The organism is Stappia sp., assembly GCF_048261845.1.
GTDB lineage: Bacteria > Pseudomonadota > Alphaproteobacteria > Rhizobiales > Stappiaceae > Stappia.
The window spans coordinates 46,919-72,538 of the sequence record NZ_JBLXFR010000007.1; the positions used below are offsets into that span (position 1 = coordinate 46,919).

At 64.7% G+C, this 25,620-nt stretch carries 22 protein-coding genes; 9 read left to right on the forward strand and 13 right to left on the reverse strand.

What is annotated here, in order from left to right; translation table 11 throughout:
- Positions 1–18: 18 nt before the first annotated feature.
- The 4 genes from glyS to ACN0T5_RS05075 form a co-directional block, all read right to left on the reverse strand.
- A complete protein-coding gene (gene glyS, locus ACN0T5_RS05060) occupies positions 19–2,094 on the reverse strand; it encodes a glycine--tRNA ligase subunit beta (protein WP_417767531.1) in 2,076 nt (691 codons plus the stop codon).
- Between the two features lie 126 nt (positions 2,095–2,220).
- Entirely contained in the window at positions 2,221–4,164 is a 1,944-nt protein-coding gene (locus tag ACN0T5_RS05065) for a DUF2207 domain-containing protein (RefSeq protein ID WP_417767532.1), read from the reverse strand.
- A gap of 11 nt (positions 4,165–4,175) precedes the next feature.
- Positions 4,176–4,733, reverse strand: a complete 558-nt coding sequence (locus ACN0T5_RS05070) for a LemA family protein (RefSeq protein ID WP_417767533.1) — start codon at positions 4,731–4,733, stop codon at positions 4,176–4,178.
- Positions 4,734–4,846: 113 nt separating this feature from the next.
- On the reverse strand, positions 4,847–5,776 hold the full coding sequence (locus ACN0T5_RS05075) for a glycine--tRNA ligase subunit alpha (protein ID WP_417767585.1): 930 nt from the start codon (positions 5,774–5,776) through the stop codon (positions 4,847–4,849).
- Positions 5,777–6,110: 334 nt separating this feature from the next.
- Here ACN0T5_RS05075 and ACN0T5_RS05080 point away from each other — a divergent pair, with 334 nt between their 5' ends.
- Positions 6,111–6,527, forward strand: a complete 417-nt coding sequence (locus ACN0T5_RS05080; RefSeq protein ID WP_417767534.1) for a hypothetical protein — start codon at positions 6,111–6,113, stop codon at positions 6,525–6,527.
- Positions 6,528–6,746: 219 nt separating this feature from the next.
- Entirely contained in the window at positions 6,747–7,160 is a 414-nt protein-coding gene (locus ACN0T5_RS05085; RefSeq protein WP_417767535.1) for a MerR family transcriptional regulator, read from the forward strand.
- A 45-nt stretch (positions 7,161–7,205) separates the two neighbouring features.
- Here the strand turns inward: ACN0T5_RS05085 and ACN0T5_RS05090 are convergent, their stop codons facing one another.
- From ACN0T5_RS05090 to ACN0T5_RS05100, 3 genes are all read right to left on the reverse strand, one after another.
- Complete coding sequence (locus ACN0T5_RS05090) at positions 7,206–7,391, reverse strand: hypothetical protein (RefSeq protein WP_417767536.1); 186 nt, start codon at positions 7,389–7,391, stop codon at positions 7,206–7,208.
- Between the two features lie 27 nt (positions 7,392–7,418).
- Positions 7,419–8,285: a S49 family peptidase gene (locus ACN0T5_RS05095; RefSeq protein ID WP_417767537.1), complete on the reverse strand. Its 867-nt coding sequence runs from the start codon at positions 8,283–8,285 to the stop codon at positions 7,419–7,421.
- A 112-nt stretch (positions 8,286–8,397) separates the two neighbouring features.
- Positions 8,398–9,324: a uracil-DNA glycosylase gene (locus ACN0T5_RS05100; protein ID WP_417767586.1), complete on the reverse strand. Its 927-nt coding sequence runs from the start codon at positions 9,322–9,324 to the stop codon at positions 8,398–8,400.
- Between the two features lie 261 nt (positions 9,325–9,585).
- Here ACN0T5_RS05100 and ACN0T5_RS05105 point away from each other — a divergent pair, with 261 nt between their 5' ends.
- Complete coding sequence (locus tag ACN0T5_RS05105; RefSeq protein WP_417767538.1) at positions 9,586–11,265, forward strand: 4Fe-4S dicluster domain-containing protein; 1,680 nt, start codon at positions 9,586–9,588, stop codon at positions 11,263–11,265.
- Between the two features lie 68 nt (positions 11,266–11,333).
- Here ACN0T5_RS05105 and ACN0T5_RS05110 read toward each other — a convergent pair whose 3' ends face one another.
- From ACN0T5_RS05110 to ACN0T5_RS05120, 3 genes are all read right to left on the reverse strand, one after another.
- A complete protein-coding gene (locus tag ACN0T5_RS05110) occupies positions 11,334–11,891 on the reverse strand; it encodes a flavodoxin domain-containing protein (RefSeq protein WP_417767539.1) in 558 nt (185 codons plus the stop codon).
- A 110-nt stretch (positions 11,892–12,001) separates the two neighbouring features.
- Positions 12,002–14,305 (reverse strand): NADP-dependent malic enzyme, encoded by a 2,304-nt coding sequence (locus ACN0T5_RS05115; RefSeq protein ID WP_417767540.1) that lies wholly within the window; start codon positions 14,303–14,305, stop codon positions 12,002–12,004.
- A gap of 78 nt (positions 14,306–14,383) precedes the next feature.
- Entirely contained in the window at positions 14,384–15,073 is a 690-nt protein-coding gene (locus ACN0T5_RS05120) for a ceramidase domain-containing protein (RefSeq protein ID WP_417767541.1), read from the reverse strand.
- Positions 15,074–15,224: 151 nt separating this feature from the next.
- On the opposite strand from ACN0T5_RS05120, the gene moaB reads away from it, so the two are divergent.
- The 3 genes from moaB (at position 15,225) to ACN0T5_RS05135 (ending at position 18,834) form a co-directional block, all read left to right on the forward strand.
- Positions 15,225–15,782 carry a molybdenum cofactor biosynthesis protein B gene (gene moaB / locus ACN0T5_RS05125; RefSeq protein WP_417767542.1) on the forward strand — a complete coding sequence of 186 codons (558 nt, stop codon included), beginning with the start codon at positions 15,225–15,227 and terminating at the stop codon, positions 15,780–15,782.
- A gap of 521 nt (positions 15,783–16,303) precedes the next feature.
- Complete coding sequence (locus tag ACN0T5_RS05130) at positions 16,304–17,320, forward strand: DUF1214 domain-containing protein (protein ID WP_417767543.1); 1,017 nt, start codon at positions 16,304–16,306, stop codon at positions 17,318–17,320.
- 77 nt (positions 17,321–17,397) lie between these two features.
- Positions 17,398–18,834, forward strand: a complete 1,437-nt coding sequence (locus ACN0T5_RS05135; RefSeq protein WP_417767544.1) for a DUF1254 domain-containing protein — start codon at positions 17,398–17,400, stop codon at positions 18,832–18,834.
- A 115-nt stretch (positions 18,835–18,949) separates the two neighbouring features.
- On the opposite strand, the gene ACN0T5_RS05140 is transcribed toward ACN0T5_RS05135, so the two are convergent.
- A complete protein-coding gene (locus ACN0T5_RS05140; protein WP_417767545.1) occupies positions 18,950–19,807 on the reverse strand; it encodes a helix-turn-helix domain-containing protein in 858 nt (285 codons plus the stop codon).
- Between the two features lie 139 nt (positions 19,808–19,946).
- Here ACN0T5_RS05140 and ACN0T5_RS05145 point away from each other — a divergent pair, with 139 nt between their 5' ends.
- Both ACN0T5_RS05145 and ACN0T5_RS05150 read left to right on the forward strand, forming a co-directional pair.
- Positions 19,947–20,840: an SMP-30/gluconolactonase/LRE family protein gene (locus ACN0T5_RS05145; RefSeq protein WP_417767546.1), complete on the forward strand. Its 894-nt coding sequence runs from the start codon at positions 19,947–19,949 to the stop codon at positions 20,838–20,840.
- A 110-nt stretch (positions 20,841–20,950) separates the two neighbouring features.
- Entirely contained in the window at positions 20,951–21,919 is a 969-nt protein-coding gene (locus ACN0T5_RS05150; RefSeq protein WP_417767547.1) for an MBL fold metallo-hydrolase, read from the forward strand.
- A gap of 70 nt (positions 21,920–21,989) precedes the next feature.
- Here ACN0T5_RS05150 and ACN0T5_RS05155 read toward each other — a convergent pair whose 3' ends face one another.
- Together ACN0T5_RS05155 and ACN0T5_RS05160 are read right to left on the reverse strand one after the other, a co-directional pair.
- The gene (locus ACN0T5_RS05155) at positions 21,990–23,474 is read right to left on the reverse strand and encodes a flavin-containing monooxygenase (RefSeq protein WP_417767548.1); all 1,485 of its coding nucleotides are present in this window, start codon (positions 23,472–23,474) and stop codon (positions 21,990–21,992) included.
- Positions 23,475–23,540: 66 nt separating this feature from the next.
- Complete coding sequence (locus ACN0T5_RS05160) at positions 23,541–24,041, reverse strand: cupin domain-containing protein (RefSeq protein WP_417767549.1); 501 nt, start codon at positions 24,039–24,041, stop codon at positions 23,541–23,543.
- A gap of 288 nt (positions 24,042–24,329) precedes the next feature.
- On the opposite strand from ACN0T5_RS05160, the gene ACN0T5_RS05165 reads away from it, so the two are divergent.
- Positions 24,330–25,325: a helix-turn-helix domain-containing protein gene (locus ACN0T5_RS05165; RefSeq protein WP_417767550.1), complete on the forward strand. Its 996-nt coding sequence runs from the start codon at positions 24,330–24,332 to the stop codon at positions 25,323–25,325.
- Positions 25,326–25,620 lie beyond the last annotated feature (295 nt).

Below are 25,620 nucleotides of genomic sequence, written 5' to 3' on the forward strand. Positions count from 1 at the left end.
GGTCTTCCGTCCTTCGCCTTAGCCGGAAATCTTCGAGAAGTCGGCGACGCTGCGTGTCGCCTCTCGGATTTCCGCGAGCAGGCGCAGGCGGTTGAGGCGCAGATCCGTGTCATCCGCATTGACGAGAATGTCGTCGAAGAAGCGGTCGACGGGCGCGCGCAATCCGGCAAGCGCGGTCATCGCACCGGCGAAGTCCTCGCCCTTGAGCGCGTCGCGAATATCGGCGCGCGCCGTATCGATGGCGGCCGCAAGCTCGATCTCGGCCTTTTCGACCAGATGGTCGGCATGCGGCCGGTCGGTGACCTCGACCCCGTCCTTCTTTTCCTCCGCCTTGAGGATGTTCGCCGCCCGCTTGACACCGGCAAGCAAGTTCGTCCCGTCCTCGGTCGCCAGGAACGCGCCCAGCGCCTCGACGCGTTTCACCACCATCAGGAGGTCGTCCTGACCCTCCAGCGCGAAGACCGCGTCGATGAGGTCGTGACGGGCGCCCTGCTCGCGCAGGTGCACTTTCAGCCGGTCGGCGAAGAAGGCAAGGAGATCGGCGGCAAGCGGGCTTGCCTTCGCCGTCGCCGGATTGGCGTGGCCAAGCAATGCCGCGAGGCGGAGCCGCAAACCATTCTCCAGCACGATGCGGATGACGCCGAGCGCCGCACGGCGCAGGGCGAACGGATCCTTGGAGCCGGTCGGCTTCTCGTCGATGGCCCAGAAGCCGGTGAGAAGATCCAGCTTGTCGGCAAGCGCCACGGCAATCGCGACCGGATCGGCCGGCACCGCGTCGGACGGGCCCTGCGGCTTGTAGTGATCCTCGATGGCAAGGGCCACCGAAGGCTCCTCGCCCTGCATCTGCGCATAGGTGCGGCCCATCTGGCCCTGCAGCTCGGGGAACTCATAGACCATCTGCGTCGGCAGGTCGGCCTTGGCAAGGCGCGCGGCGCGCGCCGCCTTCTCCACGTCCGCACCGACCAGCGGGGCGATCTCGCGGGCCAGAGCCTCGAGACGGTTCACCCGCGCGCCCTGGGTGCCGAGCTTTTCGTGGAAGACGACGCTGTCGAGCTTCGGAAGGCGGCTTTCGAGCGGCGCCTTCAGGTCCGTCTCCCAGAAGAAACGGGCATCGGACAGACGCGCCCTGATCACCTTCTCGTTGCCGGCGATGATCGTCGCCCCGCCATCGGCGGCCTCGATGTTGGAGACCGCGACGAAGCGGTTTGAGAGCCTGCCCGTCGCGGGATCGCGCAACACGAAACACTTCTGGTTGGCACGGATCGTCAGCCGGATGACCTCGTCGGGGAGTTCCAGGAACGCTTCCTCGAAACTGCCCACCAGCACCACCGGCCATTCGACCAGCCCGGCGACTTCCTCAAGAAGTCCCTCGTCCTCGACCAGTTCCAGCCCGAGCGCCATGGCACGGTTGCGCGCGTCGTTGGCGATGATGTCCTTGCGCCGGTCCGCATCGAGCACGACCTTCGCCTTCTCCAGCTTGTCGGCATAGTCGTCCAGCCGGCGCACCTCGAAGGCATCGGGCGCCAGGAAGCGGTGGCCGCGCGTGATGTTGGACGAAGCAATACCGTCGACCTCGAAGGGGATCACCTCCGGCTCCTCGGTCTCCGGTCCGAAGGTGGCGACGATGGAATGGAGCGGGCGCACCCAGCGCATCTGCCCCGTGCCCCAGCGCATCGACTTCGGCCAGGGGAACCCCCGGATGATGCCCGGCATGATCTCGGCGAAGATCTCGGGCGTGGCACGCCCCGGCTTCTCGATCACCGCGACGTAGAAGTCGCCCTTCTTCGGGTCGGAGGCGACCTGCGCCTCGTCGATGGAGGCAAGCCCCGCGCCGCGCAGGAAGCCTTCAAGCGCCTTTTCCGGCGCGCCGACGCGCGGGCCTTTCCGCTCTTCCCTGGTCGGTTTCGAGCCCGCCGTCAGCCCGGCAATGTGCAGCGCCAGGCGACGCGGCGTCGCGAAGGCCTTGGCACCCTCATAGGTCACGCCCTGGTCGACCAGCGCATCAGTCACCAGCTGCTTCAGGTTTTCCGCCGCGCGGCGCTGCATGCGGGCGGGAATTTCCTCGCTGAAGAGCTCCAGGAGAAGGTCGGGCATCGCGGGATCTCGAAGTTTGGGGCCGGGATGCCCGCACCTGCGCGCGGCATCCGATTTTCGTCCCGCGTCCGTTAGCAAGTGCGGGAGGAAAAGTCACCCCCCGCACTCAGGCGGCGGGGAGCGAACCTACCAGCCGCCGCCGCCGCCGCCACCGCCGCCACCGCCGGAAAAGCCGCCCCCTCCGCCGCCGGAGCTGGAGGATTTCGGTGCCGGGAGCGAGGAGGTGAAGGTGCCCGACATGGCTCCGAGCGTGTCGCCCAGTGACCCGGAAACATCGTGGCTGTCGAAGGCCCGGCCTGAATACCAGGCCGGAGCATAGGCGGTTGCGGCAGCTGCGCCGGCCGCCGTCAGAAGCCATGTCTCGAAGGCCTTGGACCACGGCTTTTCAACGTCGAGCGCCACGGCATAGGGAAGCAGCGTCTCGAAATGGGAAGGGCTCATGCGAGGCGCGCCTTTCATGTTCATCCGGTCCTTCTCGGCGACCTCGAGATACATCTTCAGACCCTCGATCTCGTCCATGACCGTGCGGCCGAGCGCCGTCGGCGCGCCGATCAGGAAGTAGAAGAGGATATTGACCGCGAGCAGCGCGACGGCAATGAGCGCCAGCGGCGGAATGGCCCCTTGCGACTGCAACAGCGCCGCCGCACCGACGAGATGACCCATGGTGATGAAGCCGAAGATGACAAGCGTGAAGACGACCCGCAACGCGGTACTGCGCGAACGGTGGAACACCTTGCCGATCTGCACCGTGAACATGACAACGACGAACGTGACCATGAAAATCGGGATCATCACGGCGATCTGGTCGTCGCTGAGTTTGCCGAAGGCGAGCAGTGCAAAAATCGTCACGACCGACAGCGCGACACCCGGCACCAACCAGACGGTATTGGCCTTGAAAAACCGGTTGCGGTTCTCCCCCTCGATGGCGCCGCGGAAGGTGCTGCCAAGCGACTTGACCGCCGTTCCGTTCGCCTTCGACACGGTGAAGCGTCCCTCACGCCCGTCGAGCCATCGCGCGATGGCCTTTTCGCCATTCGCCAGTCCGGCGTAATCGCCTAGCGCCCCTTCTGGCCGCGTCAGCTTCAGGTCGCCCGCCAGATCCTCGAGCACCAGCCGACCCTTGACGGCAAGGCTGATGCAGGCGGCGGAAAGCGCGCGCCAGCCGCCATCGCCGAACCCCTTGCGCACGACATAGTTCGACAAGGCCGGCGAAATTCCTTCAGGCCCCTCGAAACGGGGAAAGATCACGCCTTTGGGAGGGTCCCGCCCGACCAGCCGCCAGACCCAGAGGTAGTAGCCAAGCACAAGAACGAGACCCAGACCGCCAAGGATCTCGGCGAAATGATCGGAAAGGAAATACCCCAGCTCCTGTTCGGTCGTCGGCTCGGCGACGACGCCCTTTGCCATCTCGACATTGACCGTCAGCCCTTCGCCAGGCGCAAGGACGCGTGTGGAGGCAAAGAGCACGCTGCGTCCGCCATCCTCGACGCGAGCGGTAAAATCCCGGCCGGTGGCGCCATAGGCGCCCGTGTAGGCCGAGTAGTCCTTTGCGGTGGCGCCTTCGGGCAGCACAACCCGCGCGACGGCCTTGTCGATCGGGAAGTTCCATTCGTTGCCGGTCGCGTTCCAGTAGACCTCGTCATGGCCGTCGAAGAACCGGACCTGCCGGTCGGTGCGGTAGACGATCGTGTAGGTGTAGGTGCCGGGGGAGAGGAAAACGTCCTCGCGGCCGATATAGACGCGCACGCCGCTGCCGCCCCGGTTGACGGTATAGCCGTCCTCCTCGCCGTCGCGCCGGATCGAGACAAGGTCGAAACCGGCCATCGCCCGGCTTCCGTCCGCCCTCTCGAAGGCAAGCGGAATATCGCGGTAGATGCCCCGGCGGATCTGGCTCCCCTCCGCGCGCACGCGGATCGTCTCGGTGACCGTGAACTCGCCGCCGGAGGCGACCTCGACCGTCGAGTTGAAGGCCAGGATCCGTTCGTCGGCCTGCGCTGCAGGCGGGGCGAAGCAAAGGATGAGTACAGCAAGCCAGCCGGCGACCAGCGCCGGGAGATTGCGGAGACGCATGACCTGCCTCCTCAGAACGCGACCTTGGGCACGGCCCGGTCGGCCGGGTCCTCGATCTCGAAATAGTCTTCCTGGGTGAAGCCGAAACGGCCGGCGACAAGGTTCGAGGGGAAACTCTCGACCAGCACGTTCAGCGCGCGCACCGCGCCATTGTAGTAGCGCCGGGCCATCTGCAACGCGTCCTCGGTCTTCTCGATGGACGCCTGAAGATCGCGGAAATTCTCGTTCGCCTTCAGGTCGGGATAGGCTTCGGCCACGGCGAAGAGACGGCCCAGCGCCTGGGACAGCATGCCCTCCGCCTGGGCCCGGCCGGCGACGTCGTCGCGCGGCATGCCGGCGGCCTTCGCCCGCATCTCGGTCACGGCTTCGAGCGCGGCGCGCTCGTGCGTCGCGTACCCCTTCACCGTCTCGACCAGATTGGGAATGAGGTCGGAGCGGCGCTTCAGCTGAACGTCGATGCCGCTCCAGCCCTCGCGCACCATCTGCCGCTTCCGCACGAGGTCATTGTAGAGATAGACAAGATAGAGGCCGACCAGAACGATCAACCCGAGCACGATCCAGGTAGCCATGTGGCAAGGTCCCCTTGCATCCGCGATTTGCGCTTACGCTACTGCAAGCACGGGACACTTGAAACCGCCATCGCGGCACGGACTGTGACGCACATCACCGGGCGGACGAAAACCTAACCGGTGTAGCCGACACCTCCGGCTTCCGTCTCCAGGAAGGCCGCGCCGCAGGCCTTGGCGAGCTCCCGCACGCGCAGGATGTAGCTCTGGCGCTCGGTCACCGAGATGACGCCGCGGGCATCCAACAGGTTGAACGCGTGGCTCGCCTTGATGCACTGGTCATAGGCCGGCAGCACCAGCTGGTGCACGGCGGCGCCGGCCGCATCGCGCGCCTTCGCACCGGCATCGAGCAGGCGGCGGCATTCCTCTTCCGCGTCCTTGAAGTGGCGGAACAGCATCTCCGTGTCGGCGTGCTCGAAATTGTGCCGCGAATATTCCTGCTCGGCCTGCAGGAAGACGTCGCCATAGGTGACCTTTTCCGCCCCCTCGCGGCCGTTGTAGTTGAGGTCGTAGACGTTATCGACGCCCTGGATATACATGGCGAGCCGTTCCAGCCCGTAGGTGAGCTCGCCGGAAACGGGTGCGCATTCGACGCCGGCCACCTGCTGGAAGTAGGTGAACTGCGACACTTCCATGCCATCGCACCAGCACTCCCAGCCAAGCCCCCAGGCGCCGAGTGTCGGGCTCTCCCAGTCGTCCTCGACGAAGCGGATGTCGTGCAGGGCCGGATCGAGACCGATCGCGTAAAGACTCTGCAAATAGAGGTCCTGCAGGTTCTCCGGGGACGGCTTCAGGATCGCCTGGAACTGGTAGTAATGCTGCAGCCGGTTGGGGTTCTCGCCATAGCGGCCGTCTGTCGGGCGGCGCGAGGGCTGCACATAGGCCGCCTTCCAGGGACGCGGCCCGAGCGAGCGCAGCGTCGTCGCGGGATGGAAGGTGCCGGCGCCGACCTCCATGTCATAGGGCTGGAGCACGACGCAACCCTGGTCCGCCCAGAAGCGCTGCAGCGTCAGGATCAACCCCTGGAAGGAGTTCTCGGGGCGCATGTGCGCAGGCACCGCTTCGCTCGTCATGTCTCTCGTCCTCGAATTCGGCGGGAACGCGGCCGGGAGGCACGTCCCGGCTGGCGCCGGGCGAGAGGTGCCATCAACGCATGCCTGCGTCAAGACGGGCGGACCCTCGTCAGCTCCACTCCGGTGCCGACAAGGCAGGACAGACCGTATCAACGGGATCGGCAGGACTGTGTCAGGCATCACAGCGCCAGACCTTCCGTTAGGTCATCTTGTAGATGCGATGACGAAAGAGGAGGAAATATCCCCACGCCATCGAGAAGCAAGCCGCAGGAACAGTCCGGCGGCAGGACACTCGGAGGACGATAACATGTCGAACTTTCAGAAGCTCATCCTGGCGGGCGTGACGGCCCTTTCCATGGCCCTCGCCAGCACCGGCGCCCCGGCCCAGTCCAGCGGCAAAGGCGGTGGCAACAATGGCGGAACCAGCAGCACCGACAGTTCCCCGCCGACAGGCGGCGGCGGCAGCAAGGTCTGGAGCCATCGCGGATCTGCCAACGGCGTCATTCTTTGCGCCACACGGGAATGCATGGGTTCCGAGACCGCGGCAATGGTCGTGACCCATTCGCCGAACTATCCCCGGAGGCGGTATGGCCGCGAGCGGATCGTGCAGACGCCGCCGGCGGAGAACTGCAGCAAGACCCGCTATGTCTACCCGAACGGCACGGTGATCATCCAGTCGACCTGCCCGCGCGCCGTCCTCGGGCACACCACCTCCTACCGCTGAGGGCTCACCTCGCGACCCCGGCCGGGCGCTGCGGCAACGCAGCCCCGGTCTGGTTGCATGACGGGCCACGCGCCTGCCTCCCGACCCCAGCCAGACAACTTGTCGGTCCTCATGGATGCGGCGCCCTCCTTCCCGGCCGTTCCCCTGTTTTCACCTTGCGAATGCCATGGCCCGACCCTAGTTGCTCCGGAGAGCAGAGGTTCAAGAGGCCAATCAGCGATGTATTCTATCGGGGAACTGTCCCGGCAATGCGGGGTCAAGGTGCCGACGATCCGCTATTACGAGCAACAGGGGCTGATCGAGGAACCGCCGCGCTCGGCCGGCAACCAGCGACGCTATTCGCAGGCGGCGCGCGACCGGTTGACCTTCATCCGTCACGCCCGCGATCTCGGCCTGTCGCTGGAGGCGATCCGCGAATTGCTGCATCTGAGCGAGAACCCGCAAATGCCCTGTGCCGAGGCCCATCAGATCGCGGGCAGCCACCTTGCGGGAATTCGCGAGAGGATCGCACGGCTGCAGAAACTGGAAGGGGAACTGTCGCGGGTTCTGGCGAGCTGTCACGGCGAGACCGTCGGCGAGTGCAACGTGATCCACACGCTTGCCGATCATGCCTTGTGCGAGACCGAGCATTGACAGCGCACAGTCCCATCGGCTTTCGCATCCCGGGAACCGCGTGATTCAGTCCTTCGGCCGGTAGCGGCCTGTTTCCGGATCCCGCTCAAGCGTCTTGACCGGCTGCCCGGCGGACGCCTTGCGGGCGACCCTGGAGACCTTTTTCTCGACGCGGCCCATCTCCCGGCGTACGGCGCGCACGAGCAGATAGCCCCCGATCGCCAATCCAGCCGCTGCAAACACATTTACCATTTCATCCTCCCGGCCGGCCGCCCCGCCCTACAGTCCGTAACGTGCCCACAATGCGCGGTGTTCCAGCGTCGCAACCGCATCCTCCGCCCAGCCTTCGGCCAGGGATCCGCCCGAAAGCAGGCTTGCCCCGGAGATGCCGACCCCTTGCTTGCGCGAGAAGATGGACCGCTGGCCACCCACAAGCCGCATCTTCACCTTGTCACCGAAGCGCGCACGCAGGACCGAGCGAATGCTGCCGATACCATCGACAAGACCGAGGTCGCGGGACGTGCTGCCGGTCCAGAACAGGCCGGAGAAAAGGTCCGGCGCCTCGGACAGGACATCCCCGCGCCGCGCCTTGACCAGGGCGATGAAGCTTTCGTGCATCTCCTGCTGGATCGTCTTCAGATGCAGGACATCCTCGTCACGCTCCGGACGGAAGGGATCGAGAATCGCCTTGCTCTCGCCGGCCGTGTGCACCCGTCGCTCGATGCCGAGCCGTGCGATCGCCTCGGTGAAACCGAAACTGGCGGAAACCACGCCGATGGACCCGACAATCGAACTGGCATCGACGAAGATCTCGTCGCCGGCGATTGCAAGCATGTAGCCGCCGGACGCGGCCACATCCTCGACGAAGACGAGCACCTCGCGCTTCTTCTCGGCGGCAAGTTCCCGTATCCGGTCGTGGATCAGGCGCGACTGAACCGGCGATCCGCCGGGCGAATTGACGACCAGCGCCACCGCCGGAGCCTCGAAGCCGAAGGCCTTGTCGAGCACGGGAGCGAGCGCGGCGAGCGACAGTCCGGGGCGAAACGGCGAAACCATGCCAATGGCGCCTTGCAGGCGGACGACGGGAATTGTCGTCGGCACATTGCCCCATTTGCCCGGAAGTTGTCGGCGGATGCGGTCGAACAAGAGAAATCCCTTCGATGAAACAGGCGCGAAGACAGAAGCCGCACATGCAGCCTCGGTCCATATAGGTGGCGGCAGCGGCAAGAAAAAGACGGGCGCGCCAACGGCGCGTCGATCAGCCGGCCTGCAGGGAGCCAAGCGCCTCGCGCACGGCCAGGAAATCGCGCCAGGCGAGCCGTTTCTGCACCGGGTTGCGCAGCAGGTAAGCCGGATGCAGCGTCGCCACCGCCTTGATCGCGTCGCCCTCGCCAAGCGGCATCTGCGTCCAGCGGCCGCGCAGGCGCAGGATCCCCTCCTGGGCGCCGGTCAGAGCCTTGGCGGACGCCCCCCCCAGGAAGACAAGCACGCGCGGGCGCACAAGCTCGATCTGGCGCAATACGAAGGGTTTGCAGATTTCCGTTTCCTGCGGGCTCGGGGTGCGGTTGCCGGGAGGCCGCCAGGGGACGACATTGGTGATGTAGACGTCGCCGCGCGACAGGCCGATCGCCTCGATCATCCGGTCGAGCAACTGACCGGAGCGCCCCACGAACGGCACTCCGCGCAAGTCCTCGTCGCGTCCGGGCGCCTCGCCGACGAACATCAGCGACGCGTTGGCCGGTCCGTCGGCAAAGACGAGGGACTTCGCCGTCAGGCGCAGGTTGCACCCCTCGAAACGGGCGAGCGTCTCGCGCAATTCCTCAAGTGTCGCGGCCGTGCGGGCGGCATCGCGCGCGGCGACAACAGCCTCGTCGCCGGGCAGGACGGCACCGGAAGCCGTGGTGACCGCTGCCGGAGGCTGGGCCACCGGACGTGGCCGATCCTGCGCAGGCCCGTCCCGCAAGCGACCGGAGGCAGCCGGCCGCGCCGCATCGTCCTGACCCACCGCCGCTCTTGAAGGTGCCGGCGTCCCGTCCAGCGGGGCACGGTTGCTCGCAGAATGGCGAGCCACCGGAGGCCGTGCCGCGAGCGCGAAAGCGTCAACCGGTTCGCTTTCCAGCCAGGCATCGGCGCCTGCCGAGACATAGAAGTCGAGCAACGCCTCGAGACCCGCGGCAACCGACATGTCACGCGGCAGGCCGGCAGGCTGCGCATTCCCGGCGGGGCTGTCGTCGATCGGCTCTCTTGGTTCCATGGCCTTGTTGTGACGCATCGACCGGCGAAGCGCAATTGCCTGGACTTGACCGGAGAGGTCTCGACAGGAATATTACCTTTACGTAAACGTAATATATCAGTCATTGGCTTATCGACATTGCAGCGACTTTCGCGCTGCACTAAACAGAATGCGCGAAAAGGCAAGGCACGGGGCACATAGAGGGAGAGTGCAATGAGCGAGACGGAGACGCTGGGCGAGCGCGAGAGCATGGATTTCGACGTCGTGATCGTCGGCGCCGGCCCGGCCGGCCTGTCCGCCGCGATCCGGCTCAAGCAGATCGCCGCGGAAAAGGACGAGGAACTCTCCGTCGTCGTGCTGGAAAAGGGCTCGGAGGTCGGTGCCCATATCCTTTCGGGCGCGGTGGTCGATCCCATCGGTGTCGACAAGCTGCTGCCGGGCTGGCGCGAGGAGGCCGATACCCCGTTCAAGACGGAGGTGACGGCCGATCATTTCCTCGTGCTCGGGCCGGCGGGCTCGATGCGGCTGCCGAACCTGATGATGCCGCCCTTGATGAACAATCACGGCAACTACATCGTCTCGCTCGGCAATGTCTGTCGCTGGCTCGCCGAAAAGGCGGAAGCGCTCGGCGTCGAGATCTATCCCGGGTTCGCTGCCGCAGAAGTGCTCTATGACGGCGAGGGCCGCGTCGTCGGTGTCGCCACCGGGGACATGGGCATCGGCCGTGACGGAAAGCCCAATGCGGGCTTTACCCGCGGCATGGAACTGCGCGGCAAATACGTGCTGATCGCGGAGGGCGTGCGCGGCTCGCTCGCCAAGGAGCTGATCGCACGCTTCGACCTCGACAAGGACAGCGACTTCCCGAAATTCGGCATCGGCATCAAGGAATTGTGGCAGGTCGCGCCGGAACGGCACCGTCCGGGCCTCGTCCAGCATTCCTTCGGCTGGCCGCTCGACAACAAGACCGGCGGCGGGTCGTTCCTCTACCACCTGGAAGACAACCAGGTCGCAGTCGGCTTCGTCGTCCACCTCAACTACAAGAACCCGTACCTGTCGCCCTTCGACGAGTTCCAGCGGTTCAAGACCCATCCGGCCATTCGCGAGACGTTCGAGGGCGGCAAGCGCATCTCCTACGGCGCGCGCGCCATCACCGAGGGCGGTTTCCAGTCCGTACCGAAGCTGTCCTTCCCCGGCGGCTTGCTGATCGGCTGCTCCGCCGGCTTCGTCAACGTGCCCCGCATCAAGGGGTCGCACAATGCCATGCTGTCGGGCATGCTGGCGGCCGAGGAAGTGTCGGCAGCGCTCGCCCGCGGAGAAGCGAACAGCGAGCTTGGCCACTACGACACGGCCTGGCGAGAGAGCGAGATCGGCCGTGACCTGAAAAAGGTGCGCAACGTCAAGCCGCTGCTGTCGCGATTCGGCACCCTGCTCGGCACGATGCTCGGCGGCCTCGACATGTGGACCAACGAGCTTTTCGGCTTCTCCTTCTTCGGCACCGTCTCACACGGCAAGCGCGATTCCGAAAGCCTCGAACCGGCTTCGAAGCACAGCCCCATCGCCTATCCGAAGCCGGATGGCGAGGTCTCCTTCGACAAGCTCTCCTCCGTGTTCCTGTCGAACACCAATCACGAGGAAGACCAGCCGATCCATCTGAAGGTGAAGGACGAGGCACTGCAGAAGACGTCGGAACACGATGTCTTCGCCGGTCCCTCGAACCGCTACTGCCCTGCCGGCGTCTACGAGTGGATCGAGGAAGGCGCGGACGCGCCGCGTTTCCAGATCAACGCGCAGAACTGCGTCCACTGCAAGACCTGCGACATCAAGGATCCGAACGGCAACATCACCTGGACCGTGCCGGAAGGCGCGGGCGGCCCGAACTACCCGAACATGTGAGGATCCCGTCCCTGCGAGGACGGTTCGATCCGCGAACGCACAACAAGGAGGCCGCGCATCGCGCGGCCTCACACGTATTCGCGCCCCGCTGCCCTCGCGCCTTGCATGAACGTCTTGAGAAAAACATCGAGCGCGGCCCAATCGGTGAACTCCATGTCGCCGGACCGGTCCATCGCAACGCCCTTCTCGCGCAGGATCCGGTGAAGGACCCAGCGCTTGAGGAAACTCATGCGCCGGTCATGCACGGCTCCCGCGGCCAGGTGCACGCTCGTTGCCTCCCAGTCGAGTTCGTCGAACATGTCCTCGACCGCGGCCCGCGCCCCGGCAAGGTCTTCCTCCAGCTTCGACGACGCCGACAGGCTGACCGAGATGAAAGCGGTGGGCACGCGGTCGAGCCGGGCACGCTGCTTGCGGATGAAATCGACCATCTCCGCCTGGTGCCGCCCGACATGGAGGGAGGCCGCCAGAATCGCCGCATCGAAAGTGCCAAGCTCGAGCGCGGCGGCCGCGCGCGCATCGACCAGCGTCGCCTGATCGCCGGCCATACGCAGCCAGTCGGCGACCCGGTCGGCGACCTTTTGTGTCTGGCCTTCCGTCGTCGCGTAGACCACCAGAACATGTGTCATCGTTTCCACCCTGCAGCGCCTCTCCGGGCCCTTTCAGGGTGCATCAGCCGGACGACGCTTTCATGACGCGAGTCAACACGGTCATGACAAAGCCGGCAAATCAAATCCGGTCAGGCGCGATTGCGCGTCTGCGCTTCCACGGCGGCAAAGGCCGACATGTTCACCACACCGCGCGAGGTCACCGAGGGGGTGAGGATGTGCATGGGTTTGGCCGTGCCGAGCAGGATCGGGCCGACATGCAGGCTGTCGGTCATCACCTTGACGAGGTTGAGAGCGATGTTGGCCGCGTCGAGCGAGGGGAAGACCAACAGGTTCGCCTCGCCGGTCAGGCGCGAGTCCGACATCACCCGGCCGCGCATCGCCACCGACAGCGCGCTGTCGCCATGCATCTCGCCATCGACCTCCAGATCCGGCGCAAGGTCCTGCAACATGGCCAGGGCCTCGCGCATCCTTTCGGCCGATTCCATGTCCCGCGAACCGAAGTTGGAGGCCGAAAGGAGAGCTGCGCGCGGCGTGATGCCGAAGCGACGGATTTCCTCGGCGGCGAGCATCGTCGTTTCTGCAATCTCGCGGGCACAGGGGTCGATGGTCACATAGGTGTCGGTGAAGAAGGTCGCGCCGCCGGAATTGATCAGGAGCGACAGGGCGGAGAAATCCTGAACGCCGGGCGCCGTGCCGATGATGCCGCGCACATCGGCAAGATGCTTGGAGTAGCGTCCCTCGAGCCCGCAGATCAGCGCATCCGCCTCGCCGCGATGCAAGGCCAGCGCGCCGATCACCGTGGTGTTCGAGCGCACCATGGTACGCGCTGCCTCAGGCGTCACGCCGCGCCGGCCGATCAACGACAGCAGGCTGTCGACATATTCGCGGTAACGCGGATCGTCCTCCGGATTGATGCATTCGAACTCGCGGCCCGGCCTGACCCTGAGACCGAATCGCTCGCAGCGTGCCTCGATCACCGAGGGCCGTCCGATCAGGATCGGCCGGGCCAGCCGGTCCTCGATCAGCACCTGCGCGGCACGCAGCACCCGCTCGTCCTCGCCGTTGGAGTAGATGATGCGCGTGTCGCTGTCACGGGCGGCCGCGATGATCGGCTTCATGATCAGGCCCGAGCGGAAGACGAACCGGTTCAGCCTGTCTTGATAGGCGTCGAAATCCTCGATCGGCCGGGCGGCGACACCGGTCTTCATCGCGGCACGCGCCACCGCCGGCGCGATGCGCAGGATGAGACGCTGGTCGAAAGGCGACGGGATCAGGTATTTCGGACCGAAGGTCTCACTGACGCCGCCATAGGCACGCGCGGCGATCTCGGACGGCTCCTCCCGGGCCAGTTCGGCAATCGCCGCGACGGCCGCAAGCTTCATCTCCTCGTTGATGGTCGTCGCGCCGACATCGAGCGCGCCGCGGAAGATGTACGGAAAGCAGAGAACGTTGTTGACCTGGTTCGGATAGTCCGAGCGGCCGGTGCACATCATCACGTCATCGCGCACGGCGAGCGCGGCCTCCGGCATGATTTCCGGTCGCGGATTGGCAAGTGCCAGGATCAGGGGCTTGTCCGCCATGGCCGCAACCATCTCCGGCTTCAACACGCCGGCGGCGGACAGGCCCAGAAAAACGTCGGCGCCGGGGATGACGTCGGCCAGGGTGCGGGCATCCGTCTCCTGGGCGAAAACCGACTTCCACTCGTCCATCAGGGTCTCGCGGCCCGTGTAGACGACGCCCTCGATGTCGGTGACGAAGATGTTCTCCTGGCGCGCACCCAGCGACACCAGCAGGTTGAGGCAAGCCAGCGCCGCGGCCCCGGCGCCCGAGGCGACGATCTTGACCGCGGAAATGTCCTTGCCGGCCAGTTCCAGCGCGTTCTTGACGGCGGCGGCGACGATGATTGCCGTGCCATGCTGGTCGTCGTGAAAAACGGGAATGTTCATCCGGTCGCGCAGCGCGCGCTCGATCATGAAACATTCCGGCGCCTTGATGTCCTCCAGGTTGATGCCGCCAAAGGTCGGCTCCAGCACGGCCACCGCGTCGACGAAGCGGTCGACGTCCAACTCGTCGACCTCGATGTCGAAGACGTCGATGCCGGCGAACTTCTTGAACAGGACCGCCTTGCCCTCCATGACCGGCTTGGACGCAAGCGGCCCGATGGCGCCGAGACCGAGGACGGCGGTTCCGTTGGTGATAACCGCGACCAGATTGCCGCGCGCGGTATAATCCGCCGCGAGAGAAGGATCGCGGGCGATCTCCATGCAGGGCGCGGCGACACCGGGCGAATAGGCAAGGGCCAGATCCCGCTGGTTGCCGAGCGGCTTGGTCGCCTGGATCTCCAGTTTCCCCGGATGCGGGTGGCGGTGATAGAAGAGAGCTGCCTCGTCGAGATCGTTGGCGGGCGTTTCCGGTGTCTTCTTGTCGGTCATGACGATCCACTTGAGGCTGGCTGACGAAACTTGCGACGGCTTACCATCGCTCTCTTCCCCGTTCTTTCGAACTGGCTCTCACGAGGGCCCTGTCCCTGACGAGCGCAGGTTCGCCCGGATGAGGATACGAATCAGCAGGTACAGGACCACGGCATTCAGGCAATGCCATACGAAATGCGTTCCCACAGGGAAAGACGGGCAAAATGGGATATCGGCCATCCTGAAGGCAAGGGAAATCATGAAGATCGCACCGATTAGCGCAAGCGGGCCTGCTGCAGAGCGGTTGAGCCGGCGGGCCGCCACCGCAACAGCCAGGATGGCGATCGCCGCCGGTACATAACCGGCGGAGGAACCGATCACGCCGGAGAGCACCGGCGCCACCCCATAGCCCAACACCAGGAACGCAACGGTCAGCACCAACGACACCACAACGCCTCGACCGAGAATGCGCCGCATCGCCAGGTAGAAATAGACATGGATGAAGACGGCAATCGGCACGACGTCGGCAAGCGCCGCCCAGCGTGTCGCAACCGTATGGAACAGAAATGATCCAATGCCGATCAGGAAAAGGATGACGATGAGCGCGGGCACAGCCCGGTCGCCGGGACGTGTGAACGGCACCTTGCGGCGCTGGTCGGTGCGCCAGGCAACCCAGGCGGCCACGGCAGCAACCAGAAAAGCCGCATTCGTCAGCGCATTGACCGGCTCGGCCCAGAGCCCGGGATCGAGCCGTTCGCAATAGGCATCGACGGACCTTGTCCAATCCATCCCCTCGCCTCCTGCCTCCTTGCGCGGCAGACCCGCCTTCAGGCCCTGCGACCGCTCACCGTCTGGCGTGCGAATGCCGACCGCCCTATCCTGCACTGCAATCGCGTGCTTGTCTTGCGCGCCCGCAGTCCCTCAGAGGATCACCACGCTCATGCATCGCATTGATGACAGCCGTCCCTTCGTCCCTCTCAACATCGCGGTCCTGACCGTGTCCGACACCCGGTCACTGGAGGAGGATCGCTCGGGCACGACGCTCGCCACCCGGATCGTCGACGCAGGACATGTTCTCGCCGGCCGGGACATCGTCACCGACGACGTGGAAAGGATCCGCGCCGTCGTGAAGGGCTGGACCCGGTCGGACGGCGTCGACGTGGTGATCACCACCGGCGGCACCGGCTTCACCGGCCGGGACGTGACGCCGGAGGCCATCGAACCACTTTTCGACAAGCGCATGGACGGGTTCTCGGAGGTCTTCCACCGCATCTCCTACGACAAGATCGGCACCTCGACGATCCAGTCCCGCGCGACCGGTGGCGTCATCGACGCGACCTATGTCTTCGTGCTTCCGGGCTCGCCCGGTGCCTGCAAGGATGCCTGGGACGGAATTCTCAAGTGGCAGCTCGACTACCGCCACATGCCCTGCAACTTCGTCGAGATCATGCCCCGTCTGGACGAGCATCTCAAACGCGGCAAGCTGCGCGAAGCCTAGGGTCTACATCGCGGCAGGTGCCTGGCAGCTCTCATTGTCAGTTCGTCGAGCGGATCATGCGTGATGAAGGGATCATCGGGCATGATCCGACCGGAGACACTCGCGCATCCGTCGCACCCGTTTGAGTGGCGATTTTTCGCCGTTTGATCTTGCGCGCTCCAGCAAGGCGCATGGCCGCCAGAGCCCATGCGATCCCCCTGCTGGAGCGAAGCCCGGAGGGCGACAGCGGGACATCGGCAAATGGCGGAGGGAACGCTGCTGGGATCGAACCTTCTCCACCCCCTAAATCACTGTCATGATTGCCCCGCATGCTGGCGCATCACACCTTCTGCAGCACTGGGACGGGTGCGCGGAAAAGTCGCAAAATGGTAGGAATTGACCGTCGGGTGACGCTACACTGACGCGGAAGGGTCGGTCTCTGTTTCTTGCGTTGTCATGCTTGGCATGTTGGCACTCCAATTTCACGAGTGCCCGGCAAACCTGTTTTCCAATCAATTGACCAAACAATGGAGTGTTTCCGAATGAGATTTTCTAAACCCGTCAACCTTTTCGCCTCTGTCTTGGTGCTCACCGGGACTGCCGCGCAGGCAGAGCCGATCAAGGTCAATGTGATGAACTACATCGCAGCCCAGACCGCCATGCAGTTCGCCACCTATCAAAAACAGGCCGGCGGCGTGAACACGGTGCTGAATGAACGCGAGCCTGTGCCCGTCGACAATCAGCCGACGATCCGTATGAACCGCGATACGCTTTACAGTTTCATCGTCGTCGATATCAGCGAAGGTGCGACTGTCACGCTGCCGGATGCAGGATCGCGCTATCGCTCGATGATGGTGGTGAACGAGGCCAACTACATCAACGCGGTCTACCTCGGTGCCGGCGCCCACGAGTTGACGAAAGAGAAATTTGGCTCGGACCACGTCTGGGTCGGCATTCGCACGCTGGTCGATTCAAACGCGCCCGCTGACATCAAGGCGGTGCATGAACTGCAGGACGGGATCAAGGTCGAGGCGGGATCGGCCAACCCCTTCGTGGCGAAGGACTATGATCAGGCCAGCTACAAGGCGACGCTCGATTCCTTGCTGGAACTCGGCAAGGGCGTGCCCGACTCGACAGGCTGGTTTGGCTCGAAGGACGATACCACGCCCATTGGCCACCTTATCGGCACCGCAGTCGGTTTTGGCGGGCTGCCACAAAAACACGCCTTCTACCTGAACGTGAACCCCGACTTGCCGGTCGGTGAATATCAACTGACCGCCAAGGATGTCCCCGTCAAGGCGTTCTGGTCGGTCAGTCTGTATAATGACAAGGGCTATTTTCAGAAGAACCCGCAGGACGCCTACAACTTCAACAGCGTCAACGCGAAAAAGAACGAAGATGGCTCGATCACCATCCACTTCGGCGGATGCGATGATGGCCGCGTTAATTGCCTGCCGATCATGGACGGCTGGAACTACGGCGTGCGCCTCTACGAGCCCGAACAGGCGATCCTCGACGGCAGTTACGTCTTCCCCTCGGTGGAGAAGGTTTCGAAGTGACCTCGGCCGGCTCGTCACAAGGCGGTGGCCAAGATATCGCCCTGCCGTGGCGTCCCTTCAAACTCTCAGAGGGAAAAATGACGCTCAAGACCCAAATCTCGACGCGGACGCTTGGCCTCGCGCTCGCGCTGGTCGGTCTCGCCGTCACGCCGCAAACCGCGGGTGCGCAAGAGGCACTGGCCGCCGGTGAGGCCAAATCCATCGCCGAGGAGGCCGCGATCTACGGCCTGCCGATGATGATGAATTACAGCGTGATGTACCAGTTCGCGATCGACAAGAGCAGCAGCCAGTACAAGGCGCCGTTCAACCAGATCAAGAACGAAGCGAGCTTGGCATCGCCCAAGGATACCGCCATCGTCACGCCGAACAGCGACACGATCTATTCCTTTGTCTGGATGGATCTGCGCGCGGAACCGGTCGTTCTCTGCACCCCCGAGGTCGAGAAATCCCGGTATTTTTCCGTCCAGCTCGTCAACCTTTATACCTACAATTTCGGCTATATCGGAAGTCGGACAACCGGCAACGATGCGGGGTGCTATGCGATCGCCGGTCCACGCTGGGACGGGGACAAGCCCGATGGCATCAGCGAGGTCATTCGCTCCAGCACCGAGTTCGGGTTCGCGAATTTCCGCACCCAGGTCTTCGGGCCGGCCGACCTTGACAACGCCAGGGCCGTGCAGGCGGGCTACAAGGTCGCGACCCTGTCCGAATTCGCAAACACCAAGGCACCTGATCCGGCCCCAGCCGTCGACTGGATGAGATTCGACAAGGACACCGCGAAAAAGGACCCGCTGGGCTACCTGGCGTTCATCCTGCAATTCACCCCGGCCATCGGCGAAGCCGCTTCGGAAAAACCGCTGCGCGACAAGTTCGCCAGGATCGGGATAGAGGCGGGCAAGCCGTATCCTTCCATCGATCTTTCGGATGACGTGAAAACCGCCATCGCCGAAGGCCTGAAGGCGGGCGTACAAAAGGCCGAGGCCAAGAAGGAGAACGTCGGCAAGGTGGTCAATGGCTGGCAGATTTCGCAGGGGCTATTCGGTGATCGCGCCATGTTGAAGGACGACTACCTGACGCGAGCGGCGGCGGCGCTTGTCGGGCTCTATGGCAACGATTCAGCCGAGGCCTTCTATCCGCTGACCCGACAGGACGGACAGAATGCGGAGCTCGACGGCAGCAAGACCAACTATACGCTGACCTTCCCGGCCGGCGAACTGCCGCCCGTGAATGCCTTCTGGTCTGTGACGATGTATGACGGGAAGACCCAGCTTCTTGTCGAAAACCCCATCGACCGATACCTCATCAACGCGCCCATGCTCCCGGACATGCACAAGGATGAGAACGGCGCGCTAACGCTGTACATCCAGAAAGACGCGCCGACAGATGAGACCCTCAAGGCCAACTGGCTCCCCGCCCCCGATGGCCCGATCTACATGGTCATGCGGCTCTACTGGCCAAAGAAAGCCGCTCTGGACGGCAGCTGGCAACCGCCCGCGATCATGCCCGCGAACTAGGCCTGCCGGATGGGCGGATGCATGTCTGAAAAATCCCGGGATGCCCGTTTCGCCGCGGCGGGTGCGCCGACAAGTGTTGTCTTCCTGCCGGAGACCGCCGACGAGACTTTCTTCTCTAGGGTGTGGATTCCAGTTGTGCTGGATTGACCCCGAAAGTCGTTCGAAAGGCCCGGGCAAAATGTGCCCTTGAGGCGTAACCCACGGCCAGCCCGGCCGTCCCGCTGCCGGCACCTTGTGCGATCAGCCGGCGGGCGACGCTCATTCTCTCGCGGCGCAGGATCGCCGACAGCGCCTGCCCCTCTGCCGCAAGGCGGCGACGCAGTGTCGATTCCGACAGGGCCAGGCGCGCGGCGATCTCGCCCGCCGTCCACCGTCTGTCGAGTTCCGTGCGCACCAGCCGGGCGACGCGTTCGGCAACGGAGAGGTCGAAGAGCGGCCTTGCGGCCGGCGCATCGTGCAGCAGGGCAAGAAGCTCGTGAAGGCGCGCCGTGCGAAGGACGGGCTCCGCCGGTCCGGCCTCAATGGCTTCGGCCGCATGAAGCAGGGCCTGGACCCGCCCGGGCGTGAGGGGAATGACAAAGGTGCCCTCGGTTCGCCCCCTTGCCGCCTCGACCGGACCGACCGGCGGCAGCATGTCGGGTTCGATCGGAAGGATCAGGGACTGGTAGAGATGCGCCCTATCATCAGGCTCGTTGACGATCTCCAGATCGACCGCCGATGGCAGGACGAATGCCGTCCCGGCGGAAAACCGCTCCGACATGTCGCCGAGCCACACCTCCTTCGCCCCGGACAGGACGATGCCGATCAGCGGCCGGTCCAGCCGTACGCAGGCCAGCCGCTCCCGCTCGATCGCGCAATAGGAGAACAGCCCGGGTGCGTGCTCCGAGATCCCGGACATGCCCTGGACGCGGAAGCGCGCCAACCCCGCGCGCAACCGTTCCATCAGTTCGTTCTTCGAAAAACCGCTGTTCATCATGAACCCGAGACTAGGTCATCGGCTCGCACCCGGCAAAGCCGACGTGACCGGATCGGGTTCAAACCTGATCGAAACCGAACCGCGAGACGCAACCTTGAGCTCTAGTCTTCTCTCATCTGATCACCGGAGAGAACCGATGCGTTGCAAACTTGCTCCCCTTTTCGCCGGCGTCCTGGCCGCCCTCGCCCTGTCGCCAGCCCAGGCAGACCTGGCTGCCGGGGTCGTTGAAGGCTTCAGCAATCCCGAAAGCGTGCTGATCGACGGCCCGCGCAGATACGTCTCCAATCTCGGCGCAAAACTGGACCCGACCGGCCACGACGGGGACGGCTTCATCAGCGAGCTGGACGCGGCAGGACGCATCGTCGCCCTGCGTGCCTTCCCGGCGGAAGGCGAGACGCTCGACGCTCCCAAAGGCATGGCGCTCGCGAACGGCCGCCTCTATGTCGCCGACATCGACCGCATCGTCGGCTTCGATGTCGCCTCCCGCCGGAAGGTCTTCGAGGCGCGTGTTCCGGCCGGCGAACCCGGCCTGCTCAACGACATCGCGGTCGTACCGCACGGCCTTGCCGTCTCCGACACTCTGCGCGGCACGGTTTACCGGGTCGACCTTGGGACAGGTGCCTTCGAGGCGATCGCTTCCGGCATTCCCGGTGCCAACGGCATCGCCTGGGACGCGCGCGGAAACCGGTTGCTCGTGGCCGGCCTCGGTGCACGATTTGAAGGCGGCGACCTGTTCGAGGTGACTGCCGACGGCAAGGTGCGCAAGCTCGGAAAGGGGCCGCACGGCATTCTCGACGGCCTCGCGCTGCTGCCGGACGAAAGGATGCTGATCTCCGACTGGCGGTCGTTCGACCCGCCGTCGCCGGGGGGCATCTCCCTGCATGCCGGCGACGGCACCGAGCTGGCGAGGCTGTCACTGCCGCGCGAGGTCCACGGACCTGCCGATTTCGCGGTCGACGCCGCGTCCGGACTGATCTGGGTGCCGGTGATGCGGGACGGAACGGTGCTGGTGACACCCCTGGTGCGCTGAAGGTTGCGGGGGAGCCGTTCACGGATGCGTGATCGTCGCTTCCCCGCCATCCTTACGGGCCTAAGTTCGACTTCGACCTTTACAGGTATCCCGACGGGAGGACATCCGACATGAGCATAGTGAACCTGAACCGCCGCGCCTTGATTGCCGGCGCCGCCACGGCCGCCATCGCCGCGCCCGCGATTATCTCGGCAAGCGGGCGCGCGAGCGCCGCCGCTCCGATGCTCGGCGTGGCCACGCCCACCTACAATCGCGTCAAGGTGGGCGATTTCGAAGTCACGATGATGCTTGACGCGTCCCGGACAATGGATGGACCCCACCCGATCTTCGGCGAGGACCAGGATGCTGCCGCGGTGTCGGAACTGCTGGCCGCGAACCACCTGCCGTCCGACAAGATGGTCAATGGCTTCACGCCGGTGATCGTCAACACCGGTTCCGAGCTGGTGCTGTTCGACACGGGACTTGGCGGCGACAACGGATCGCTGACGGCGCAGCTCGCCGCCGCCGGGTACACACCGGAGCAGGTCGACATCGTCGTTCTCACGCATATGCACCCTGATCACATTGGCGGCCTGATGACCGGCGGCAAGCCAACCTATCCGAATGCGCGCTACGTGACGGGACAGGCCGAGTTCGATTTCTGGACCCATGACGACCGTCTCAGCGGCCCGACCGAGCGCGTCGCCCAGCTTGTGCGTACCAACGTCAAGCCGCTTGCCGAGAAGATGACCTTCGTCAGCGGCCACAAGGAAGTGGTGCCCGGCATCCTGGGTCTCGACACGCCGGGTCATACGCCCGGACACATGTCCTTCCACCTTTCAAGCGCCGGAAAGCAGCTCCTGATCTGGGGCGATATCGCCAATCATTTCGTCGTCTCGATCCAGCGCCCGGACTGGCACGTGCGCTACGACATGGACAAGGAAAAGGCGGCCGCGACGCGCAAGACGATGTTCGACCTGATCATCGCCGAGAAAATCCCCGTGACCGGCTATCACATGCCTTTCCCCGCTCTTGGCTATCTGGAGACCGCCGGGGAGAGCTATCGCTGGGTTCCCGCCGCGTATCAGTTCACGCTCTGAACGGGCCGGACCGCGCCCGCAACACCGACGGGGCCGGCGCAAGCCGGCCCCGTTTTCGCATCCCCGGCCATCAGCCGGCGGAGTAGGCGGGAGCGCTTTCGAGGAAACGGCCATAGGCTTCGGCATCGGGCGGACGAAAGGTCTCGGCGAGAGGGTTGCGCCGACGCTCGCGCGCACCGATATCGGCGAGAAGCTCGTCAAGATGGCGGAAGTGATAGGGCGCCGAACACAGGCCCCCATAGACCCGGGCCGCCGGGCGTACCGACTGTCGCCAGGCCAGATGCGCGTCGATCCAGCGGGTCATGCCGCCCGTGTCCGGCTGGTTGTCGAGCTTCCCGTCGGCATAGCGGACCAGCCACTGGGCGGCGATATCGCTGGTCAGCACGGTGGCAAAGCTCGAGTTGAACCCGACGAAACCGAGGTCCGGCACATCCGGGTTGACGATCAGCCGGTAGAGCCGGTACTGGCCGTCGGACGTCGTCAGCGCCTCCCGCGTCGCCTCGTCGAGATAGGGCACGCCGAGTTTCCAGCCGACCGCCTGGATCGCCACGTCGAGCGCAATCCGCTCGCCGCCGGAGAGCACGACCTCGCCGTCCTCGTAGCGCTCGAACGTGCCCTGGACGGTCCTGATCTCCCCCTTTTTCACCAGTTCGAAAAACCCTTCCGTGGCGATCGGCAACCCGCAGGCGATGGTGCTCTCGATCGGCTGACCGGGGCGAAGGCCGAGCCGCTTCAGTCCGAACTGGGCCGTCAAGAGGGCCTCGAGCCCCCGCCAGTTGGCCCAGACAAGCGGTCTGGTCAACGCGCGGACCGCGCGGGCCACCCGTCCCTCGTTCCACGGGGGGAACATGCACTCGGAAGCGCGGCAATAGAGGATATGCTTGAAGTTCACCAGTCCGCCGAACCGGTAGGGCACCCGCCAGACCGGTTCCAGATAGACGATGGTGACCTCCTCGGCGCCTTCCCGCACTGCGTTGACGGCCACATCCGTCGCCGACTTGGAGAAGCCCAGAACCACGACCTTCCGCCCCCTGACCAGCGCCGGATCGGTGTATTCGCTGGAATGGAGGATGCGCCCGCCGCCTTCAACAAACGCCTCCTCGCCCGGATGATGCAGGCGGTTGGGATCCGTGAAGGTGCCGCTTGCCACCACGACGAAGTCGAAGCCCTCGCGGACCCTGGCACCGTCCCCGTCCTCGACCTCCAGTTCCCAGCCGCCGCCCGCCCGCCGCTGCATCGTGCTCACGCTCCGGCCGAACCGGATCAGCGGCAACAGGTCGAAGCGCTCGGCGAACTCCGCGAGATAGGCATGGACCTGCGCCCCGCTCGGCCATTCGGGAAAATCCTTCGGCATGGCGAAGCCGGTATAGCGATAGAGATCCTTGGGGCTTTGCGTCCTGATGCCCGGATAGGAGCGGGACGGGGCCCAGACCCCGCCGAGCTCGTGACTGCGTTCGAGCACGGTGACCTCGTGCCCCTTGTCCCGAAAGGCGCGCGCGGACGCAAGTCCGCTGACGCCCGCGCCGATGACGCAAACGCGCTTGCGATTGACCATGATTGTCGTTCCTGCTTGCCTGAAACCGGCGCCCGCACCGGCGGGCGCGCCACGAGAAGCCCGGCGTCAGACCTTCAGTTCCAGCGGATCGAAGACCATGTCCTCGGGCTTGAGGAAGAAGACCTCGCGCAGCGCCGATTGGCGCACGACCTCCGCCGGGTCGCCCAGATTGTGCAGGTTGTCGAAGAGTTCGCGCAGGCGGCGCGCGGGACTGACCCAGAAAATCGCCCGTGCCGGCTTGTCGGTGAGATTGTAATAGCCATGGGGAATGCCCATCGGCATGCGCACGACATCGCCCGGATGTGCCTGATGATGCTGCCCGTCGAGATAGAGATCGAACCGGCCCTCCAGCACGTAGATGAACTCGTCCTGGGTCGGGTGAATGTGCGGCGGCACGAACGTGCCCGGAGGGTCGAGCGTCTCGAAGGAGAAGCAAGCCTCGCCCTCGGTCTTCATCCAGTAGGTGTGGCCGAGAATGCTCCACTCGACACCGTCGTGGCCGGTTCCGGCGCGGGTGATGCCCGGATCGGTGTTGACCTTCACCATGTTGGCGATTGCCTTGCTCATTGGAAGCCTCCCGTCTGGCGCGCCTCGCGCGCATCCGTCCTCTGGTGCGGGTCGTGCAGGCGCGTCCCTTCGCGGCGCCGACCCTTTTTGCGCCTTCAATGAAAGCGCGCATCGCCGGGCGGCGTCTATCCGCGAAACGCCGCTCCTGTCCGCAGAACGACGTCTGCCGCGCATTTTGTCGGCTCACCGACGCGGATGACGCGCCTGGGGGGCCGTGCTAGGCTTTGCCCCAACAAGGACTGAAAACGGTCCGCTTCCAGAGGACGGATTTGCCATGACGGGTGCACCATGACGGGTGCGCGCGTGCCGCTTGCCGACTATGGGAAGGTGGCGACGCGGGACGTCCACCAGGCGGCCGAACAGGTCGGCCGCATTTTCTGCGCGCACCGGCTCCGGCCGCTTGACCGGGCTCCGGGGTTCAACGCGCTTCACAATCATTGCCGCTTTCCCGGCGGATCCATCAACTACGTCGCCTATGGCGGGGACGTCGAGATCGATCCGGGTTACCTCGAACGCTTCTTCCTCTTGCAGATCCCGCTGAGGGGCGCCGCCGAGATCCGCTGCGGCGGCAGGACGACCGAGACGAGCCCCGGGCTGGCGGCCTCGCTCCTGTCGCCGACGCAGCCTTCCCTCATGCACTGGCGCGCGTCCTGCGGTCAGCTGATCCTCATGCTCGACCGCGCGCCGATCGAGGCCGCCGTCTCGGAGCTCCTCCAGGACGAGGTCGGCGAGTTGGTGTTCTCACCCCGGGTGCGGCTCGACAGCGACTTCGGCCGCACGCTCTTCGCCCAGGTTTCCCGGCTGGCCGTCTGCGCGGAAACGGGCGACTGCGAAAGCAGAGGCGTGCTGGAGCGGATCGGCGGCACGATTGCCCAGGCCCTGATCTGGAACCAGGACAGCAACCGCCGCCTGTTGCTGCTGAAGAGCGACAACGGCACGCCCCTGCCCCCGGCTCGCATCGCCCGGGCACTCGATTATCTCGACGCCCATCTTGAGAACCCGCTTGATGTGACGGACCTCGCCCGTCATTGCGGTTGCTCCGTCCGGGCGCTGCAGGCAGCCTTTCGCCGATATCGCGGGGAAACGATCACCGCGACACTGGAAACGCGCCGCCTCGCCCTCCTTCGCGAGCGTCTTCTGTCCCGCGACAGCGACCGGCACAGCGTGACCGAGCTCATTCACGCCTGCGGCTTTTCACATCTGGGACGTGCGGCGCAGGCCTATCGCCAGGCCTATGGAGAACGCCCGAGCGAGACGCTACGCGCATCGCAGGGCACCATGTAAAGCTGTCGGAGCCTCCTATTGTTCTGAATAAACACAAGTTTCATTGTAACTATTTACGATGTATTTTGATTATTGCCGCAAAATCACGGCACTAAGCGCCAAATTAATTTTCAATATTTCGAAAATAAATGCAGATCAGATCTCATAACCCAGATATTGTCATCTTGTTTTCCCGATTTTACCTTTTCTCAGGCGCGTTTACCGCAAAATTCAACTTCACCTTGCTTCCCGTGGACGGCCAACGTCGTTCACCGGTTGGCTGCCTCGAACTCATGGCCAACCAGAACCGGAAGGA